The organism is Rhizobium sp. IY2, assembly GCF_047532935.1.
GTDB classification, from domain to species: Bacteria; Pseudomonadota; Alphaproteobacteria; order Rhizobiales; family Rhizobiaceae; genus Rhizobium; species Rhizobium anhuiense.
This window is the reverse complement of the sequence record NZ_JBLKNU010000001.1, coordinates 1,039,412-1,057,902: the sequence shown is the minus strand read 5'-3', so window position 1 is coordinate 1,057,902 and position 18,491 is coordinate 1,039,412. Positions and strand designations below refer to the sequence as shown.

Annotated in this window: 18 protein-coding genes; 6 read left to right on the top strand and 12 right to left on the bottom strand. The window is 61.3% G+C overall.

Annotated elements, in window-relative coordinates:
• Window positions 1-73 precede the first annotated feature (73 nt).
• Entirely contained in the window at window positions 74-637 is a 564-nt protein-coding gene (locus ACMUVN_RS05190; protein ID WP_028758548.1) for a DUF2059 domain-containing protein, read from the bottom strand.
• Between the two features lie 15 nt (window positions 638-652).
• Window positions 653-1,351, bottom strand: a complete 699-nt coding sequence (gene rpiA / locus ACMUVN_RS05185) for a ribose-5-phosphate isomerase RpiA (protein ID WP_028758547.1) — start codon at window positions 1,349-1,351, stop codon at window positions 653-655.
• Window positions 1,352-1,597: 246 nt separating this feature from the next.
• Between rpiA and ACMUVN_RS05180 the strand changes: the two genes are divergently transcribed.
• The gene (locus ACMUVN_RS05180) at window positions 1,598-2,314 is read left to right on the top strand and encodes an HAD family hydrolase (RefSeq protein ID WP_207910802.1); all 717 of its coding nucleotides are present in this window, start codon (window positions 1,598-1,600) and stop codon (window positions 2,312-2,314) included.
• A gap of 143 nt (window positions 2,315-2,457) precedes the next feature.
• Here the strand turns inward: ACMUVN_RS05180 and ACMUVN_RS05175 are convergent, their stop codons facing one another.
• Together ACMUVN_RS05175 and ACMUVN_RS05170 are read right to left on the bottom strand one after the other, a co-directional pair.
• Window positions 2,458-4,368 (bottom strand): L,D-transpeptidase family protein, encoded by a 1,911-nt coding sequence (locus ACMUVN_RS05175; protein ID WP_132571966.1) that lies wholly within the window; start codon window positions 4,366-4,368, stop codon window positions 2,458-2,460.
• A 73-nt stretch (window positions 4,369-4,441) separates the two neighbouring features.
• The gene (locus ACMUVN_RS05170) at window positions 4,442-4,708 is read right to left on the bottom strand and encodes a hypothetical protein (protein WP_165932199.1); all 267 of its coding nucleotides are present in this window, start codon (window positions 4,706-4,708) and stop codon (window positions 4,442-4,444) included.
• Between the two features lie 61 nt (window positions 4,709-4,769).
• On the opposite strand from ACMUVN_RS05170, the gene fumC reads away from it, so the two are divergent.
• Window positions 4,770-6,161: a class II fumarate hydratase gene (gene fumC, locus ACMUVN_RS05165; protein ID WP_063475004.1), complete on the top strand. Its 1,392-nt coding sequence runs from the start codon at window positions 4,770-4,772 to the stop codon at window positions 6,159-6,161.
• Between the two features lie 186 nt (window positions 6,162-6,347).
• On the opposite strand, the gene ACMUVN_RS05160 is transcribed toward fumC, so the two are convergent.
• On the bottom strand, window positions 6,348-7,175 hold the full coding sequence (locus ACMUVN_RS05160) for an Ig-like domain-containing protein (RefSeq protein ID WP_028758852.1): 828 nt from the start codon (window positions 7,173-7,175) through the stop codon (window positions 6,348-6,350).
• Between the two features lie 246 nt (window positions 7,176-7,421).
• Between ACMUVN_RS05160 and ACMUVN_RS05155 the strand changes: the two genes are divergently transcribed.
• Window positions 7,422-9,029, top strand: coding sequence for a fumarate hydratase (locus ACMUVN_RS05155; protein ID WP_097622377.1), 1,608 nt, complete (start codon window positions 7,422-7,424; stop codon window positions 9,027-9,029).
• Window positions 9,030-9,055: 26 nt separating this feature from the next.
• On the opposite strand, the gene ACMUVN_RS05150 is transcribed toward ACMUVN_RS05155, so the two are convergent.
• Window positions 9,056-9,262, bottom strand: coding sequence for a hypothetical protein (locus ACMUVN_RS05150; RefSeq protein WP_063475006.1), 207 nt, complete (start codon window positions 9,260-9,262; stop codon window positions 9,056-9,058).
• Window positions 9,263-9,609: 347 nt separating this feature from the next.
• Here ACMUVN_RS05150 and ACMUVN_RS05145 point away from each other — a divergent pair, with 347 nt between their 5' ends.
• Window positions 9,610-10,677 (top strand): GGDEF domain-containing protein, encoded by a 1,068-nt coding sequence (locus ACMUVN_RS05145; protein WP_063475007.1) that lies wholly within the window; start codon window positions 9,610-9,612, stop codon window positions 10,675-10,677.
• 49 nt (window positions 10,678-10,726) lie between these two features.
• Here ACMUVN_RS05145 and ACMUVN_RS05140 read toward each other — a convergent pair whose 3' ends face one another.
• Both ACMUVN_RS05140 and ACMUVN_RS05135 read right to left on the bottom strand, forming a co-directional pair.
• Window positions 10,727-11,338, bottom strand: a complete 612-nt coding sequence (locus ACMUVN_RS05140) for a pyridoxamine 5'-phosphate oxidase family protein (RefSeq protein ID WP_132571972.1) — start codon at window positions 11,336-11,338, stop codon at window positions 10,727-10,729.
• A 36-nt stretch (window positions 11,339-11,374) separates the two neighbouring features.
• Window positions 11,375-12,355, bottom strand: coding sequence for an alpha/beta fold hydrolase (locus ACMUVN_RS05135; protein WP_132571975.1), 981 nt, complete (start codon window positions 12,353-12,355; stop codon window positions 11,375-11,377).
• A gap of 47 nt (window positions 12,356-12,402) precedes the next feature.
• Here ACMUVN_RS05135 and ACMUVN_RS05130 point away from each other — a divergent pair, with 47 nt between their 5' ends.
• On the top strand, window positions 12,403-12,870 hold the full coding sequence (locus tag ACMUVN_RS05130; protein WP_028759204.1) for a MarR family winged helix-turn-helix transcriptional regulator: 468 nt from the start codon (window positions 12,403-12,405) through the stop codon (window positions 12,868-12,870).
• A 108-nt stretch (window positions 12,871-12,978) separates the two neighbouring features.
• Here the strand turns inward: ACMUVN_RS05130 and ACMUVN_RS05125 are convergent, their stop codons facing one another.
• Window positions 12,979-14,169: a low temperature requirement protein A gene (locus ACMUVN_RS05125; RefSeq protein ID WP_028759205.1), complete on the bottom strand. Its 1,191-nt coding sequence runs from the start codon at window positions 14,167-14,169 to the stop codon at window positions 12,979-12,981.
• Window positions 14,170-14,223: 54 nt separating this feature from the next.
• Window positions 14,224-14,598, bottom strand: coding sequence for a gamma-butyrobetaine hydroxylase-like domain-containing protein (locus ACMUVN_RS05120; RefSeq protein WP_047611612.1), 375 nt, complete (start codon window positions 14,596-14,598; stop codon window positions 14,224-14,226).
• Window positions 14,599-14,734: 136 nt separating this feature from the next.
• Here ACMUVN_RS05120 and moaA point away from each other — a divergent pair, with 136 nt between their 5' ends.
• Window positions 14,735-15,781: a GTP 3',8-cyclase MoaA gene (gene moaA / locus ACMUVN_RS05115; RefSeq protein WP_047610111.1), complete on the top strand. Its 1,047-nt coding sequence runs from the start codon at window positions 14,735-14,737 to the stop codon at window positions 15,779-15,781.
• A gap of 266 nt (window positions 15,782-16,047) precedes the next feature.
• On the opposite strand, the gene ACMUVN_RS05110 is transcribed toward moaA, so the two are convergent.
• Together ACMUVN_RS05110 and ACMUVN_RS05105 are read right to left on the bottom strand one after the other, a co-directional pair.
• A complete protein-coding gene (locus ACMUVN_RS05110; protein WP_047610113.1) occupies window positions 16,048-16,998 on the bottom strand; it encodes a sugar-binding transcriptional regulator in 951 nt (316 codons plus the stop codon).
• Between the two features lie 21 nt (window positions 16,999-17,019).
• On the bottom strand, window positions 17,020-18,486 hold the full coding sequence (locus tag ACMUVN_RS05105) for an FGGY-family carbohydrate kinase (protein WP_132571978.1): 1,467 nt from the start codon (window positions 18,484-18,486) through the stop codon (window positions 17,020-17,022).
• Window positions 18,487-18,491 lie beyond the last annotated feature (5 nt).

The window sequence follows — 18,491 nt, the reverse complement described above, 5'->3', positions numbered from 1 at the left end:
CGGCGGCATTTGCCGCATCATAGCAAAAAAGCCCGGACGATGCCGGGCTTTCGCAAGTTTGGTGGGACAGGCTTTACTGCTGGGCTGCCGGTGCGGGAGCCGGAGCGGCCGGGCTGTCGGTTGCCGGCGGCGGCGCCTTGATGACCTTGGAAAGCTCGGCGTTGCTCTGCTTTTCCAGATCGCGGGAAATGCCCTGCGCCCAGATGTCGGCAGCCTTCGCCGTCTCGCGCGAGGCGACAGGGCCGTCGCGCAGCAGCTTCTTGCCGACGTCGGAATTATAGAAATCGGCGATCGCCTTCAGCTCGTCGACGGTAAAGGTCTTGGCATAGGTGAGTGCTGCTTCCTTCTCCAGATCACCACGGCGCGGCGCCAGCTTCAGCGCCTGCGCGTCGACCGTCGAGGAAATAACGTCCTGGTAGTTCGGCGAATCCTGGATCAGCCCGGCCTTCAGGCGCTCGGCGAGACCAGGCAGGATGTTGTCGAACTGGGCAGTGGCGCCGATGGCGTCGATCGCGGCGCGAGACGCCTTCAGCTGCTCCTCGGAGACCTCCTGCGCCTTGACGGCAGAGCCGAAGGCAAGCCCGGAAAGAACGACGGTCGCAGCGGCGAAACGGCCAAGACCTGCAATGTTCATCATGAGTATATGCTCCTGTTATCTGTTTGCCTGCAGTGTGCGCACACCCGCAGGACCGGCAATGATCGCAAGTGCCGCCATATTGATAAAGAGCCCGTGTTCAACGACGCCGGGTATGGAATTCAGCTCGCTCGAAAGCGCCTCTGCATCAGGAATGCGGCCAAAAGATGCATCGATGATGTGATGGCCGCCATCGGTGGTAAACTCTCCGTCACCGGACTGGCGCAGATTAAGTTCACCAGAAAGACCAAGCCGGGCCGCGACCTTCTCAATTGCGATCCGCGTCGAGACGAGCCCAAACGGATTGACCTCGATCGGCAGCGCGAAGGCGCCGAGCGTCTCGACCAGCTTGCTCTCGTCGGCAATGACGATCATTCGCTCGGAGGCGGCCGCGACGATCTTTTCACGCAGCAGCGCGCCGCCGCCGCCCTTGATCAGTCTCAGCCCCGCATCGACCTCGTCGGCGCCATCGATCGTCAGGTCGAGTGCCGGCAGTTCGTCAAGCGACTTCAGCGGTACGCCGAGTTCGACGCAAAGCCGCGCGGTCCTTTCCGACGTCGGAACGCCTTCGACTTTGAAGCCGCCAGCGACCTTCTCTGCCAGCAGCCGAACGAATTCCTCCGCCGTGCTGCCGGTGCCGATCCCGAGACGCATCCCGCTTTCGACATGAGCGAGTGCGGCCTCGGCGGCCTTGATCTTCATTTCGCGGGCATCCATGCGCCGCCAGCTCCGATTATTGCGTTGGATGTGCTGTTTACACGGCTCGCCTGGCAAACGAAAGTCAAAATCATCACGGAAAATGAAAAGCCGAAACAGATGCCTGCGGCCCTCCCGACCATTGCTGGACGTTGCTTTCCGCCGCGCGATCGCCTACCCCAGGAACGAGCTGTCGTTCCCGGGGCGACCCCGTCGCTCCCCGGGACGATCCTTTGTATCTCAGGACGATCCATCCCTCAAAGAGACATGCCCTTGACCCCTGCCCCCACTCGCCCGGCGCTTGTCGTCTTCGATCTCGACGGCACACTTCTCGACACCCATGTGGATCTGGTCGAGAGTCTGAACCATACGATCGCAGCCCTCGACCTCGAACCCGTCAGCTATGACGATCTCACCCACCTCGTCGGTCAGGGCGCGCGCGTGATGATCGAGCGCGCCTGCCGGCTGCGCGGCCATCCGCTTGAAAGCGATGTTCTGCCGCCGCTGGTCGAGCGCTTCGTCGCCCATTATGCCGGCAACATGCCCGGCCGTACCCAGCCCTATCCCGGCCTGGTCGCCGCCATGGACCGGCTCAAATCACAGGGTTACCGACTCGCCGTCTGCACCAACAAGATGGAAAGCCTGGCGCTCGGTCTGCTCGGCAAGCTTGAGCTCACCCGATATTTCGACGCCATCACCGGCGGCGACACCTTCGAATACCGAAAACCCGACGCCCGCCACCTCACCGGCACCATCGACCGCGCCGGCGGCGACATCGCCCGCGCCGTGATGATCGGCGATAGCGTCAACGACATCGCCGTCGCCGGAAACGCTGGCGTTCCGTCGATTGCCGTGCCGTTCGGTTATTCCGACGTGCCGGTGAACACGCTGGGACCGGACCACATCATCACCCATTTCGATGAGCTGACGACGGAACTGGTCGAGATGCTGATCCGCGATTTCGCGGCGAAGGTTGCGGTCTGAGGCGATCGCTCGCCTCCGCCATTCCTCCAGAGGGGAGTGCAACACGGCACGCCCTCTCTACTTTGACTTTGTTTCCGTGCTCACCGCCAAAACAAAACGGGCGGCCCGAAGACCGCCCGCCAAAATACCGATAGAAACCTAGGTCAAATCTGCGCCCCACGCGCCTTGGTCGTCGCGTCGAAGGCCTTGTCGACATAGGCGTCGCGGCCGTAGACGTCGTCAAAATATTCCACCACACCGTCCTTGTTCGGCCAGGCGGTGAAGTAGGAGACGTAGACCGGGATCCTCTGCGGCACGCGCACAGCATGGTTCTGCCCACTGGCGATCTGCTTGGCGACGTCGTCAACCGTCGTGCCGAGCACGGCGGCCGCCATCGCACGCGGATTGGCAAGGCGCACGCAACCGTGGCTGAGAGCCCGCATATCGCGCTTGAAGAAGCTCTTCGACGGCGTGTCGTGCATGTAGATCGCGTGGCTGTTCGGGAACAGGATCTTCAGTTCGCCGAGCGCATTGTCGCTGCTCGGCGGCTGGCGCACCGAGACGTTGTCGGTCGAGCCGTACCAGTCGACGCTGGATGAGGCGACGGCATGGCCGTTCACCTCGACCTCGTAGCCGAGCTGGTCGAGATAGTTCGGGTCCGAGCGCAGCTTCGGCAGCATCTCATTGATGATGATCGATTGCGGCACGCCCCAGAACGGGTTGAACTCCACCGTCTCGATCTCGTCATCGAAGAAATAGGTCTGGTTGTTCTTGCCGCCGACCACCACGCGCATCGACAGCTGTTCCTTGCCGTCATTGTGGTAGTAGGCCATGTAGGCCGGCTGGTTGATCATGACGTAGCGGGAACCGAGATCCTCCGGCAGCCAGCGCGCCTGCTCCATGGCGACGACCAGCTTGTCGATCTTCGAGGCATTGGTGTCGCCGCCGGTCATGGCGCGCACCGTCGCCTGGCCGATGACGCCATCGGCCTTCAAGCCGCGCTCCTTCTGGAAATCCTCGACCAGCGCAACGATGTCAGGCGAATAGTCGATGCCGCCTGCGTAAGCAGCAAGCGTTGCCGCGTGATCCGTCCTCAGCGTCTCGGAACCGTGCTTGCCGATCGCCTTGACGATATTGGCGATCTCGGGCGAGCTGTCGCCGGGTCTCAGCAGCTTGTCGAGCGAAACGACGATCTGTTCCTCGTTGCCGCCGTCAGCGGCGCGACGCTTTGCAAGCTCCGTCTTCAACGCCTGGAACTGCGGACTGTCGGGAGAGCGGTTGGCGATATAGGCACCGACATTGGGGCTCATGCGGGCAAGCTTCAGCACCGGCGTCAGGTTAACGACCTTGCGCTGGAAGTCGTGATAGCCGGAGATCTTGTTCGGATCGATGCGGCCGCGCTCCGTGTCCTGCACGAAGGCAAGGACCTTGGCGGAGAGTTCTAGCTCGAACTGCGTCAGCGCCCGGTCGCGGAAGGCGGGATCGGGATTGGCCGGGTCGATCGCCGGCGTCTGGACGGCGTAGTCGGCAGGGTCGAGACCGACGGAGGCCGCATCGGCAAGTGCCGTCATCGCCGCCTTCGCGCGGTCGTTGATCTGGTTGCCTTCGACCCAGACGAGCGGATTGCGGCTGTCGCCATAATAGGCTTCGAGCGCTTTTGCGACGTCGGCATTGGCGCGCACCTTGGCCTGCGCCAGGAAACGCCGCTGCACCGCAGGTTCGGCGCCGGCATCGCCGCTTGCCGAAACATCGGCGACCGCGCCGGTGACGACGGGATCGGCGAACTTGCCGGTATCGACGAGCTGCAGCGTCTCGGTTTTATAAGTATAATAACGCGGACCGCTCACCTTCGGCAGCGGCGCTTCCGGGTCGAGCCCGCCGAGCGACCCCCCGACGGCGCCGCGCGGCACCGGTCGGCCGGGCGCCTGATCCATGAAGATGGTGCTCTGGCTCCGCTGCCTGTCGCCGCGCAGCATGTCCATCAGTGTGTAAGCATGCGCGGGTGCGGCACTCATCACTGCTATGCCGCAGGAAATTGCCAATGCGGATGCCGCGCTTTTCAAAACGAACGTCATATATCTTCCAGTCCCGGTCATGCTGTTCTCAGATCAAATCCCGCGAAACTCAAGCAGCGTAGGGCCTCATTGATCAGAAACCGGCCTGCGCCGCCAGCGCCGGCGGACTCAATTTTGTGTGACGGAGGTCCTGCACGGCGCCGTGCAGCAGTTCACACAAAATTATGAAATTATTAGTTAATTTTTTACCGAATTTTCGGCTGCAGACCAGTGGGGCAAAAACGCCCGGACGCATAAAATTTCCGAAGTGGCCTAAAAGGCACGCCGAAAAGCCCGCGCAAACATGACTGTCATCTTCAATATTTCGCACGGCATCCGGTTTTCTTGTCGGACTTTCCAACCTATAAGACCTCATCTTTCGAAGATGCCCGAAAACAGCATGTAAAGGGAAGGCAAGGCCGATGACCGCAACCCGCACCGAAACCGATACTTTTGGCCCGATCGAGGTCGCCGCCGACCGATATTGGGGCGCCCAGGCCGAGCGTTCGCTCGGCAATTTCAAGATCGGCTGGGAAAAGCAGCCGCTGTCGATCGTGCGGGCGCTCGGCATCGTCAAGCAGGCGGCCGCCCGCGCCAACATGTCGCTCGGCCAGCTCGATCCTGCCCTCGGCCAAGCCATTGTCGATGCCGCCCAGGAAGTGATCGACGGCAAGCTCGACGAGCATTTTCCGCTGGTGGTCTGGCAGACCGGTTCGGGCACGCAGTCCAATATGAATGCCAATGAAGTGATCTCCAATCGCGCAATAGAAATGCTTGGCGGCGTCATGGGTTCCAAGAAGCCGGTGCATCCGAACGATCACGTCAATATGAGCCAGTCGTCGAACGACACCTATCCGACGGCGATGCACATTGCCTGCGCCGAACGGATTGCGCACCAGCTGCTACCCTCCCTCAAGCACCTTCATGCCGCCCTCGACATGAAGGTCACCGAATTCAGCCACATCATCAAGATCGGACGCACCCACACCCAGGACGCGACGCCGCTGACGCTCGGCCAGGAGTTTTCGGGTTACGCCGCCCAGGTCGGCTCCGCCATCAAGCGCATCGAAATGACCCTGCCCGGCCTCAGCGAACTGGCCCAGGGCGGTACTGCCGTTGGTACCGGCCTCAACGCGCCGGTGGGTTTTGCCGAAAAGGTCGCCGAAGAGATCGCCGCCATCACAGGCATGCCCTTCGTCACCGCGCCGAACAAATTCGAGGCGCTCGCCTCGCATGACAGCATGGTCTTTTCCCATGGCGCCATCAATGCGGCGGCTGCCGCTCTCTTCAAGATCGCCAACGACATCCGCCTGCTCGGTTCCGGCCCGCGCGCCGGCCTTGGCGAGCTGGCACTGCCGGAAAACGAGCCCGGTTCCTCGATCATGCCCGGCAAGGTCAATCCGACCCAGTGCGAGGCGCTGACCCAGGTCTGCATTCATATCTTCGGCAACAACGCGGCGCTGACCTTCGCCGACAGCCAGGGCCATTTCGAGCTCAACGTCTACAATCCGATGATGGCCTATAATTTCCTGCAGTCGGTGCAATTGCTCGCCGACGCCGCCGTCTCCTTCACCGACAATTGTGTCGTCGGCATCGAGGCGCGCGAGGACAATATCAAGGCCGGCCTCGAACGCTCGCTGATGTTGGTGACCGCACTCGCCCCGAAGATCGGCTACGACGCGGCGGCCAAGATCGCCAAGACGGCGCACAAGAACGGCACGACGCTGAAGGAAGAGGCACTTGCGAGCGGCTTGGTGACATCGGAGGAGTATGACGCGATCGTGCGGCCGGAAACGATGATTGGGCCGAAGTAGGACGGTTGAGAAGGCCTGTCCGCTCCCCTCACTCATTCCCTTCCTCGGGCTTTGCCCGAGCGATGTCACAAGAATGAGTGAGGATGCGTGGAGCGCCGTCCGAAAATCTCCTGCCAACGCGGACAAAACCCCGCATTCGCATGCCTGCCCTGCCGGGGGAGCAACTCACGGCAAACCTGGGAAACGTCAAACCAACAGCGAAAAATTGTCCATAACGACAGAATTGCCCATGAAGTCGAACCGGATTTCTTCGATGTCTTCGAGATTGACCTCGAGATTGGGGCCGGTGACCTCAAGTTCCTGCTGATAGACGATCAAGCCGTCGTTCAGCGCGGTGAGCGTCAGGTGAAAGGGCGATGCCGACAATTCGGCGATGGAAACGCTCTGAAAGGTGAACTCACCGCCATCGAGCATTTTCAAGACGACGGGCGCCGAACCCGGGGCTAGAACGGTGTCGCTGAAACCATCCTCGGTGATGGCGTCGACGCCCGGGATGGTATCATAGACATAACCGTTCAGAAGCGTCAGTTCATGACTGCCGTTCACAGAGAGCGCAAAGCCCCGATAGTCAGGGAGGAAGAAATTATCTGCCCTTGATGTGACGCCCATATCGTCGAAATCGAGGACTTCGTGATATTTGTCCTCTTCATTGACGCCGTCGATCGCGAGCGTCAGAACCCCGACATCCGTGCCGCCTGCGCCATCGGAGATCTTGTAGCGGATTTCTTCGATCAGTTGTTCGTGCGCCCGCAGGTTCTTCACCACGTCGAGCGTAAAATCCAGCTCGTACTCGAAATGGCCGTCCGGCCGCACGGTGAAGGTTCCATAGTCCCCTCTTATGATCGTTTCCTGGGCGAGCCCATGTTTCGCGTCGACGCGCACACCGTCGAAAAAGCGAAGATAAAGCGTCGATCCCTCGGGATCGCTGTCATTGGGGAGCAAGTCCCCTCGGATCCAATCGTGCTCGAAGAAAATGCGGAGGTCGTCGTTAGCAGTTGGCTTTGCATTCGTCATCGGAAGCTCCAGCAAGTTAACGCGGCCGGGAATATGGACTGGCTGCGAACCGAAGGCAACTTTGAGTCGTCTCTAACGGAAGCTCGTGCCTTTCTCGCTATTTCACCTCGTTACGCGCCGGCAGCGAAAACATATGCGACCATGGCCTCGACCGGCGGGACTGCGACCGTATCCCGATTGCATTTGCCCTGCAGCGGATTTAGACCGGTTCCAATTTAGCGACGCCCTACCAGAAAGGTCACTTCGATGGCTGACGATCTCTTCCCGCTCGGCAAGGATGCCACCCCCTACCGCAAGATCAGCGGCGACCATGTCTCGGTCGATACGTTCAAGGGCCAGGAGATTCTGACCGTCGAGCCGGAAGGCATCCGCCTGCTGGCCGAAACCGCCTTTGCAGATATCAACCACCTGCTGCGCCCCGGCCACCTGAAGCAGCTCGCCGCGATTCTCGATGACCCGGAAGCGACGGACAATGATCGTTTCGTCGCCTACGATCTGCTGAAGAACGCCAATATCGCCGCCGGCGGCGTGCTGCCTATGTGCCAGGATACCGGCACGGCGATCATTATGGGCAAGAAGGGCCGCAGGGTCTGGACCGAGGGCGAGGATAGTGCAGCGTTGGCCCGCGGTGTCATGGATGCCTACGAGAAGAAGAACCTGCGATATTCGCAGCTCGCGCCCATCAAGATGTTCGAGGAGAAGAATACCAGGAATAACCTCCCGGCCCAGATCGACATTTATGAGGAAGGCACCGACGCCTATGAATTCCTCTTTGTCGCCAAGGGCGGCGGCTCGGCCAACAAGACCTTTCTCTACCAAGGCACGCCCTCGCTGCTGACGCATGACCGGATGATCGACTTCCTTAAGGAGAAGATCCTGACGTTAGGGACGGCAGCATGTCCCCCCTACCATCTGGCGATCGTCATCGGCGGCACGTCGGCCGAGATGAACCTGAAAACCGTCAAGCTCGCCTCCACCCGCTATCTCGACGCGCTGCCAACCGAAGGTTCCGAGAGCGGCCATGCCTTCCGCGACATCGAGATGGAGAAGGAAATCCATAAGCTGACGCAGCAGATGGGCGTCGGCGCCCAGTTCGGCGGCAAGTATTTCTGTCACGACGTGCGTGTCATCCGCCTGCCCCGCCACGGCGCGTCGCTGCCGATCGGGCTCGGTGTCTCCTGTTCCGCCGACCGCCAGGCCAAGGGTCGCATCACCCGCGACGGCATCTTCATCGAGCAGTTGGAAAGCGATCCGTCGAAATACATGCCCGAGATCGACGAGGCGAAACTGTCGGAATCGACGGTGCGCATCGATCTCAACCGGCCGATGGCCGAGGTGCTTGCCGAACTCTCCCGGCATCCCGTCAAGACGCGCCTGTCCTTGACCGGCACCATCATCGTTGCCCGCGATCTTGCCCATGCCAAGATCCGCGAACGGCTGGAAAAGGGCGAAGGCATGCCCGATTACCTGAAGAACCACCCCGTCTATTATGCCGGCCCGGCCAAGACGCCTGCCGGCTACGCCTCCGGCTCCTTCGGCCCGACGACGGCCGGCCGGATGGACAGTTACGTCGACCAGTTCCAGTCCTTCGGCGGCTCGATGGTGATGCTCGCCAAGGGCAACCGGTCGCGCGCCGTGCGCGAGGCCTGCAAGAAACACGGCGGATTCTACCTGGGTTCGATCGGCGGCCCCGCCGCCCGTCTTGCCCAGGACTGTATCCGCAAGGTCGAAGTCTTCGAATATCCCGAACTCGGCATGGAAGCGGTCTGGAAGATCGAAGTCGAAGACTTCCCCGCCTTCATCGTCATCGACGACAAGGGCAATGACTTTTTCCAGGAACTGAATTTGGGCTGACCGGGCGGGCTGCGTTGCAGCCTGCTTTATCGCGCCGACGCCTTATTCGATGCCCTGATGTTCGGCGCCGTCACCGCCTCGCTGATACTGACCACATCCCCGGCATCGACCCTTGCCAGAATCTCCCTGCGGAAAGCACCGGCGAAGAAGCCGGTGTGCTCCAGCAGCAGGGCGCCAGCCGCGACGGCGGTGAAGGTCAGAATTGCGAAAGAAACATGAGGGCGCGATTCCATGATCTCACGTCCCGGTCTGCGCGTTGCGATCGCGTCCACTGCCAGAAAATGTCGCCCCGAAATGCCGGGACCAAAATACGAAACGGCCAAAACCAACTGTCGACAAGATGAATACGATTCCACGCAAAGAAGAACTGTAAGTTTTTTAGACACCGCTCCCGCAAAGCGGGTATGCATTGTCCCGTCGAAGATACGTTTTTCCGTGGAGAATCATAGGCCTGATCGAAGTATTGACCCATCGGGCATTTGTCGTATGTAATCTTTGGTATATATCGCTTTAATCTTTTCCCAAGAAATTTAAGCTAACAAACAGAATATTGCCTTTGAATATATGAGGAGTTCGCCGGATGAATACGGCTGTCGCGCCCAAGGTGCCGGTTCCCGATGTTGCGGGTCAAATCACCTATGCCATGCGCTCCATGGGCGTTGCGCCGATACCGCGCAATTACGAACTCTTCTATGAGGCCTATATCGGGTCCAACCCGGCGCTCACCCGCGAACTTGCTGCGCTCGGCAGCCAGGTGACCCAGGCCGAACTCGATGCGCTCGGCGCGCAGCATTTCACCCACAGTCCCGCCCGCATCTTCGACGACGCTCATACGCGTCTTGCTGGCGAACTCGACGGCCTGTTGCGCATCCTCAGGCAGGAGCAGAACTCGCTCGAAAGCTATACCAGGCTGCTCGGCGAGACCCACAAGCGCATCACGTCCAAGAGCAATGCCAGCGTCGAACTGATCGAAAACGCCATCGATCTCCTCAGCCAGGCGACCGGCGACACCATGGCGCATGGCGAACGCACCGTTGAGGATGTCGTCCAGCGCTCGCAGGAAATGGACCAGGTCCGCAAGGAACTCGACGAATACAAGCGCATCGCCAACACCGACTCGCTGACGCGCCTTTCCAACCGCCGCGCCTTCGACGACCGCCTCGCCGCCGTCTTCGACAATCCGGGCATGCGGCCGGTGACGGCGCTGTTGCTTTGCGACATCGACAATTTCAAGAAGATCAATGACACCTACGGCCATCCGGTCGGTGACAAGGTGCTCGCCACCGTCGCCTCCGTCATCCGCAGTAATGTCCGCCGCGACATCTTCGTCGCCCGCACCGGCGGCGAGGAATTCGCCCTCATCATCGACGGCAACACGCCCGAGGAAGTCATCGCAATCGCCGAGCGCATTCGCCGCACCCTGGAGACGACGCCCTTCAAGAATTCCCGCACGCGGGTGAATTACGGTCCGGTCACCGTCTCGATCGGCATCTGCATGGCCTCAAGCGCCGACGATGCCGGCGAACTCTACAGCAAGACCGACATCGCGCTTTACGGCGCCAAGAATGCCGGCCGCAACTGCACCATCCTCTATCAGGACGGCATGCAGAAGGATTTCACCAAGAGCTGGCTGATCTACAAGACCTGACGGGAATTCCGCACCGTGTGCACGCTGTCACCATACGGTGACGGCGGCTTTACCACATCGTCTTCGCCGCCCGCCCCGGCCATTCCCGGTCGTAGGTTTCCTGATCGAAATCGCCGACCGCCGCCTTCAGCATCTGCCCGGGCGTCGGCAGCTTCGCCGGATCGGCGAAGTGCTCTCCATTCCAGAGCTCGGCCCGCATCACGGCGCGCGCGCATTGGAAATAGACCTCATCAATCGAAATCACCACGACGGTGCGCGGGTGTTTGCCGTCCATTTCGAAGCTCGAAAGCAGCGTCCCATCGTCGGAGACGACACCGCGGCCGTTGATGCGCATCGTCGTATTGGAGCCGGGAATCAGGAACATCAACGCCAGACGTGGATCGCGCACGATGTTGGAAAGTGAATCGACGCGGTTGTTGCCGCGCCAGTCCGGCAAATGCAGCGTCTCGTCGTCGACGACGCGCACGACGCCACCGAGATCGCCGCGCGGCGAACAGTCGAGACCCTCGGGGCCGACTGTCGCAAGCGCCGCGAAAGGTGAGATCTCGATCATCTCCCGATAAAGCGGGGTCAATTGCTTCGTCACCTTGCCGACCGAGGCCGGCGAAAGCCCGGCGCCATAGATCGTGTTGAGCTCTTCGATGCTGCTGATGATTTTCATGAGGCGTCCCGCCGCGGCTTGATATCAGGACGGACGCTACAATGCCGCGCGCCTTGCCGGAAGCTCAAAAAACGGAATGATCTCTGCATCTTTTTTGATGCTTTCGTCCGCCGCATCACCCACGTCCCGATCGCCATCGAGAAACGCCGCGATCGCCGCAAGAACCGGCGCGGCGCCGATGATGCGCCGGTGACCGAAGCCGTTCGCCCAGTAAAGCCGGACGCTCTTTCCGGCCGCGCCATAGCGCCTGGCATGGAGAGACGACACCTCCTTGTCATCCTCGGCATGGATGACGAGCACCGGCCGGCCGATCGCGCCGGCCGCCTCCCCGGCGTCGAAATCCTCCAGTCTCCGTCCGGTGACACGGTAAACCTCATTCCCCAGCGCCGCCTGCGCTGCCGGGCGAAGGCCGATCATCCCGCCGAAATCGGTAAACAGCCAGCCCATTTCGCTGGGCGCGCCGATCAGCGCCAGGCGCTCGCCGGTTAGAGGCGCCACGCCAGGCAGCAAGCCTGCCGCCGACACCATCAGCGCCGCACCGCCGAAGGAATGACCGATTGCCGCATCGAAGGCGCCGAAACGCGCCTCCGCCGCCGCGATCGTCTCGACCGCCAGCCCCATATGCAGGAACCGTCCGCCCGAACGGCCGTGGCCGGGAAAATCGAGCGCCACGACCTCGGCGCCTGATGCCGCAAGCATCGAGACGAGCTCTGCCATATAGGCGGCGCTCGATCCCCAGCCATGCGTCACTAGATAGCGTTTGCGCTTGCCCCTCGCCCCGCCGTTCAGCCGATAGGCATGCGCCCCTCGCCCGCCTGCAAGCTTGAGGGTGAAGTGTTCGGCGCCGGCAAGCCGGGCCGCTCCCGCTGCATGCGTCATCTTCGCCTTGGCTCCCTTCGGGATTGGCGATGGCGTCCGGCAGAACAGCTGGAATGCCGCTCTGCCTGCCAGGTCAGCCGAAACTGCCTGAAGGGCCGAAAACGCGAGGCGGGTGACGTCAAGCGCAAAGTTTGCCATAGTGAGATTCCAAAAGACTGTTCAACACTGAACAATAAAGTACAACGATGAACAAAAATCAATCCCTTCCCTGGGATCATCCGCGTTTTCGCAGCTGGATCGCGGTGGCGCGTGCCTGTCAGCTGATGCAGCAAACGCTGTCCCGCTCGCTTGCCGATCTCGACATCAAGCCGCCGCACCTCGATATCCTGGTCAACATCTATCGTTTCGAAGGAATCTCGCAGCAGGAGCTGGCGCGCAAGCTGCTGGTCGGCCGCTCGAACATGAGCATGCTGCTGCCGCAGATGGAACACCGCCGGCTGATCGAACGACGCGGCGACGAGCGCGACAAGCGCGTGCTGCGCCTTCATTTGACGCCGGAGGGCCGGAAGCTGACTGAGGCAGCGATGGCGATCCAGACCGATCTCATCGAGCGCACGCTCTCGGAAGAGCCGATCGAGCAATGCATGGCGACCGCCACCTCGATGGAGCGCATCATCGCCATGCTGCTCAAAGAGTTGCGCGACGACGATTAGACGAATGCATGTCGCCCGAAGTGTGCAGCGGTTTTGGCAGGACGACATGCATAAAACCAAGACCTAAAGCGCCTCGCATGAACCAAGTTCGATGCGAGCGCTTGATGATCAATGCAGCGTCGGTGCTGCCGTCGTGCCGGCCAGCGAGCGGTACTCCCAGGCAGCAACGATGATCAGCACCAGCGTCGCCAGAATGCCCAGCAAATAGACCTCGATGAAGGGGGCTGCGAAGGCAAGCAGGATCACAAGCACCAGCCCGGCCAGATGCGACAACGGCAACTGCCCGCTGGTCGCGCCCTTGAACCAGAGATTGCCGATCAGGAACAGGCCGGAGCCGCCGAGCACCGCCGCGGCGATGCCGAGATCGCCGGTCTCATGCGGATGCGAGAACATGAACTCAACGGCCACCGCATGGACGATGATGCCGGCAAGGATCGGAATATGCCCATAGGTGAAGGCCTGCCGCGCCAAGCTGCCCGGCGTCTCTTCATGTTCGATGCGGTGGGCAGCACGGCCGTGGCCGAAGCGGAAATACAGCCACCACATGGCGACCGTGCCGATGAAGGCGGTGACGAAGACAATGCTGGTCAGCCCCGAAAACGGCAGCTCCGAAAAGGTGCGTCCGGAAACGAGGATCGCTTCGCCGAGGCAGATGATGACGAAGAGCGCGCAGCGCTCGGCCATATGCGCACCGGAAACGTCCCAATCCCGCGCCGTCGAGCGGCCGAGCCCCGGCACGGCAAAGCCCGCGGCCGGCCCGATATATTCGATCGTAAGCGCGATCACCCAGGCGATCAGCCGGGCCTCGTGCTCGAGCAGCCCGCCGGCGATCCAGAAGACCCCGGCAACCACCAGCCAGGTGGTGATGCGGACGAAATTCAATGTGTTGGCGCGATCGACGCGCGTCATCGCATAGGTCGTGAACAGCGAGCGCCCGACCTGCATGGCCACATAGGCGCCGGCAAACAACAGCCCCTTGTCGCCGAAGGCCTCGGGAATCGAGGCAGACAGCAGCAGACCGAGCATCATCAGCGCCACCAGCATGCCGCGCACCGGCATCTTGTCCGGATCGAGCCAGTTCGTCACCCAGGCGGTGAAGATCCACACCCACCAGACGGCGAAGGTCATCAGCGCTGCCTCGGCGGCGCCGAGCGGCGTGTAGTGGGCGGCGAGCGCATGCGAAAGCTGCGAGATCGAAAAGACGAAGACCAGGTCGAAGAACAGTTCGAGGAAGGTCACCTTGCTGCCGGCAGCACTCCCTTTGGCGCGCAGCCAGTTCTTTCCGTTCGTCTTCGCCATATGGCCCCCCGATGGCTGGAATTATGCGTGGATTGAGAGTGATAACGGCGCCCGTCAGCGCGGCTTTTCGGCCGTGTCGCGGTTCATGCCCTTTTCCTTCAGCTCGTCCTCGTAGGCCGAAAACAGCTCAGCGCCCCGTTCGCCGAGTTCGCGCAGATAGGTCCAGGTGTAGATGCCGGTATCGTGCATGTCGTCGAAGCCGATGCGGACTGCGTAATTGCCGGTCGGCATCATCGAGATGATCGCGACATTGCGTTTGCCTGATACCGTCACCTTCTGCCCCGGCCCGTGGCCCTGAACCTCGGCCGAGGGCGACAGCACGCGCAGGAGCTCGGCCGACAGGTCGAAACTCTGACCGTCGTTGAAGGTCACCACCAGCCGCTGCCGGTCTTTCGAGACGCGGAGTTCCGTTGGCCAGATATCGCTCATCATTTTGTCCTCTTCTCATGCGAGGAGTAGGCGCTGATCTTTTTCAGCGCAAGCTGAAATTGGCATGCGCACGCGACCTGTTTCCCTTGACGCGACAATAGCATATGCCCACATTGACTGGAGTACGGAGATACAGGTGAACACTAGAGTTGGAACGATAGGCAATGCATCGCCGCTGGTGGCAGGTGCGCACCCTATGATCGACCCCTTCGGGCGGGCGGTCACCTATCTCCGCGTCTCCGTCACCGACCGCTGCGATTTCCGCTGCACCTATTGCATGGCTGAGAATATGACCTTCCTGCCGAAGAAGGATCTCCTGACGCTGGAAGAGCTCGACCGGCTCTGTTCCGCCTTCATCGCCAAGGGTGTCAGCAAGATCAGGCTGACCGGCGGCGAGCCCCTGGTGCGCAAGAACATCATGTATCTGGTGCGCCAGCTCGGCCAGAAGATCGGTTCCGGCCTCGACGAGTTGACGCTGACGACCAACGGCTCGCAGCTTTCCCGCCACGCCGAGGAGCTTTATGATTGCGGCGTGCGCCGCATCAACGTCTCGCTCGATACGCTCGATCCCGACAAGTTCCGCAAGATCACCCGCTGGGGCGATTTCGCCAAAGTCATGGAAGGCATCGACGCAGCTCAAAAGGCAGGGCTGAAGATCAAACTCAACGCCGTGGCGCTGAAGGATTTCAACGATGCCGAGATGCCGGAGCTTCTGCGCTTCGCCCATGGCCGCGGCATGGATTTGACCGTCATCGAAACCATGCCGATGGGCGAGATCGAGGAAGACCGCACCGACCAGTACCTGCCGCTCTCGAAACTGCGCGCCGATCTCGAGGAGCAGTTCACCCTTGCCGACATCGACTACCAGACCGGCGGCCCGGCGCGTTATGTCCGGGTCGAAGAAACCGGCGGCCGCCTCGGCTTCATCACACCGATGACCCATAATTTCTGCGAGAGCTGCAACCGTGTGCGCCTCACCTGCACCGGTACGCTCTATATGTGCCTCGGCCAGAACGACGCCGCCGATCTGCGCGCAGCCCTGCGCGCCACCGAAGGCGACGCCCTCCTCCACGCCGCCATCGACGAGGCCATCACCCGCAAACCCAAAGGCCACGACTTCATCATCGACCGCACGCATAACCGCCCGGCCGTGGCCCGGCATATGAGTGTCACCGGTGGGTGAAAAATAGGGGTGGTACGCACCCCACCCGCCCTCATTCCTGTGCTCGTCACAGGAATCCAGTGCGCCCAAGTCCTTGGGCGCGGAAAACGCACTTGCTGTAGGGGGGCATTCACGGCGCCGACGCGCCGTGGCTGGATTCCTGTGACGAGCACAGGAATGAGGGAGGAAGGGTTGATATCCGGGCACCGTCTGGCCCGCACCAAAGGTATGATCATGCTGGTCGCCATCCACGACCTCGACCAGGCGCTGCGCTTCTCTCCGCCCTGTCAGTCGATCAATCGCTGCGCGGTAAACTTGTCCGTAACAAGCATGTCGATGACGCCCACGCGGAGCGCACCGGCGATAGCGTCCGTCTTTTTGGTCCCGCCGGCAAGAGCAATGACCCGATCCACCCGTTCGAGATCCTCAAGTGGAAGCCCTATGACCCGATCATCCAGGGGTGTCTTGACCGGCTTGCCGTTTCTATCGAAGAAGCGAAGCGAGATGTCGCCGACGGCTCCCGCTTCCGCGAGATCGGACAGTTCGCGAGACGAAAAGATGTTGCCGGACCGTGCGAGAAGTTCGGACGGTTCGACTGCCCCGATTCCGACGATCGCAAGCGTTATGCTGCCGAACAGATCCATCGTCTCGCGGACGAACGGGTCGGCCTGCATCAGAAGCTTTGCCTCTCTGGACGTCGTAACGCCCTGCACAGGGAGCAGTTTCGGTTCAGCGCCAGTCAGCCGTGCAAGCCGCGTGGTAAGCTGCGTCGCATGCGTCTGCACTGAAGGATCGCCCATGCCTCCAAGGGTCTGGACGACGTATTTCGCCTGAGCGCTCTTCAGGGGATGAATGTTCTCGACCATCTTGGAGATAGTCTGGCTCCAACTCGAAACGCCGATGATCTCCCCTGGCGCAAGCGTCACCTCCAGGAGATGAGCCGCTGCCTCTCCGATACGGGCCATGATGGCTCCGTCCCGATCTTCCGTGCACTCGACGACGATCGCCTCCGGCAAATCATATTTCTCGCGAAGAGCGCCCTCGAGCTCACTGTAGGTGCCGGCGGGGGGTGTCACGCTGGTTCGCACAATATCTTCAGCCTCGGCGCGCTTGAGCATGCGCGACACCGTCGCCTGCGACAGGCGAAGGTGCTGTGCGATCTCCGCCTGTCGCCGTCCCTCCAAGTGGTACATCTGGGCGACCCTTGAGATGAGGCGGAGTTCGTTGAGGCGAGTCATCGCTAATCCTGGAGTGAATTTTTATTCATCATTAGCCGTTGTAATGCGTGACGTCGAGCGGGCAAGTGCATCATTCCAGCTATCCAGAAGCACCGCTCGATCCACGGGTTCCGGGTCAATGATCTGTGAGCTGCGGGGCAGCTCTGCGATAACAGGGAGATCGCTCCACAAGCCAAGTGAGAGACCCGCGAGATATGCAGCTCCCAAAGCCGACGCCTCGGGTGCTTCACATTGGATCACGGGATGTTCGATGAGGTTCGAGACACACTGCATCAGGAACCGGTTCTGGCTCGGTCCGCCATCGACATAGAGGGCCCCGAGCTCGCCGCCGCTTTGCGCTCGCATGGCTGCGATCACGTCGTGCACCTGGAAGGCGATCGAATCGGTTACCGACCGCGCCATTTGCGCACGTGTCGTATTGAAATTGATCTGGGAGAACAGGGCACGGGCGTCGGAGTTCCAATAGGGCGCGCCCAATCCCACGAATGCTGGCACGAAGCCCGGCCCGCCCGGTTCGGCGCTTGCCGCAAGTTCGACAAGGGCCGCCACGTCCGAAAGGCCGAGAATGCCTGCCATCCAGGGGAGACTGGCAGCGCAAACGAGAATATTGCCTTCGAAAGCGAAAGTCGGCTTTCCCTTGATACGCCATGCCACGGTCGTTGTGATGCCGTTGCGTGGGGGAATAAATCGCGCAAGCGTCGTCATCACCGAAGAGCCGGTTCCAAAGGTTACCTTGCCATCACCCGGCTTGAATGCGCCATGACCGAACAGCGCAGCATGGCTGTCTCCGATCGCGGCCATTATGGGCGTTCCATCCGGCACGCCTGGCAATCCTTGCGTCCTGCCGAATTCGGCGGAACTGTCGAGCACCTCGGGCAGGAGTGCGATATCGACGCCGAAAATCTCGCCCAGTTCCTCGCTCCATCTCTGCTCCTGGAGATCGAACAACTGGCTCCTGGCGGCATTGGAAGCATCGCAGACATGCCGGCGCCCACCCGTCAGGCAGTGCACGAGCCAACTGTCGATCGTTCCCAGCCGCACCGATCGCCCGGCCGGCATACGGTCGAGCAGCCATCGGAATTTCGAACCCGGGAACATCGGATCCAGTGGCAGGCCGGTGAGCGCCTGCACGCGATCAAGGTGGCCTTCGGCAATGAGACGTTCGCAATCCTGTGCCGTTCGACGGCACTGCCAGCTCACCACCGGTCCAAGTGCTTCTCCCGTTTCGGCGTCCCAGGCCGTGACCGACTCGCGCTGATTGGAAATCGCCACGGCCTCGATAACCACGTCGGGAGCGGCCTTCAGGCAGGCGTCGATCGCCTCGCAGACGGATGCAAAGAGCCGGCGTGGGTCTTGTTCGACCCAGCCCGGCTTCGGATAGGCGATGCCGACTGGAGCCGAACCTCTGCCGACAATTTCTCCCTTTTCGGAAACGACAACTGCCTTCGAATTGGTGGTGCCCTGGTCAATTGCCAGAATTGCCCGCATTCTAT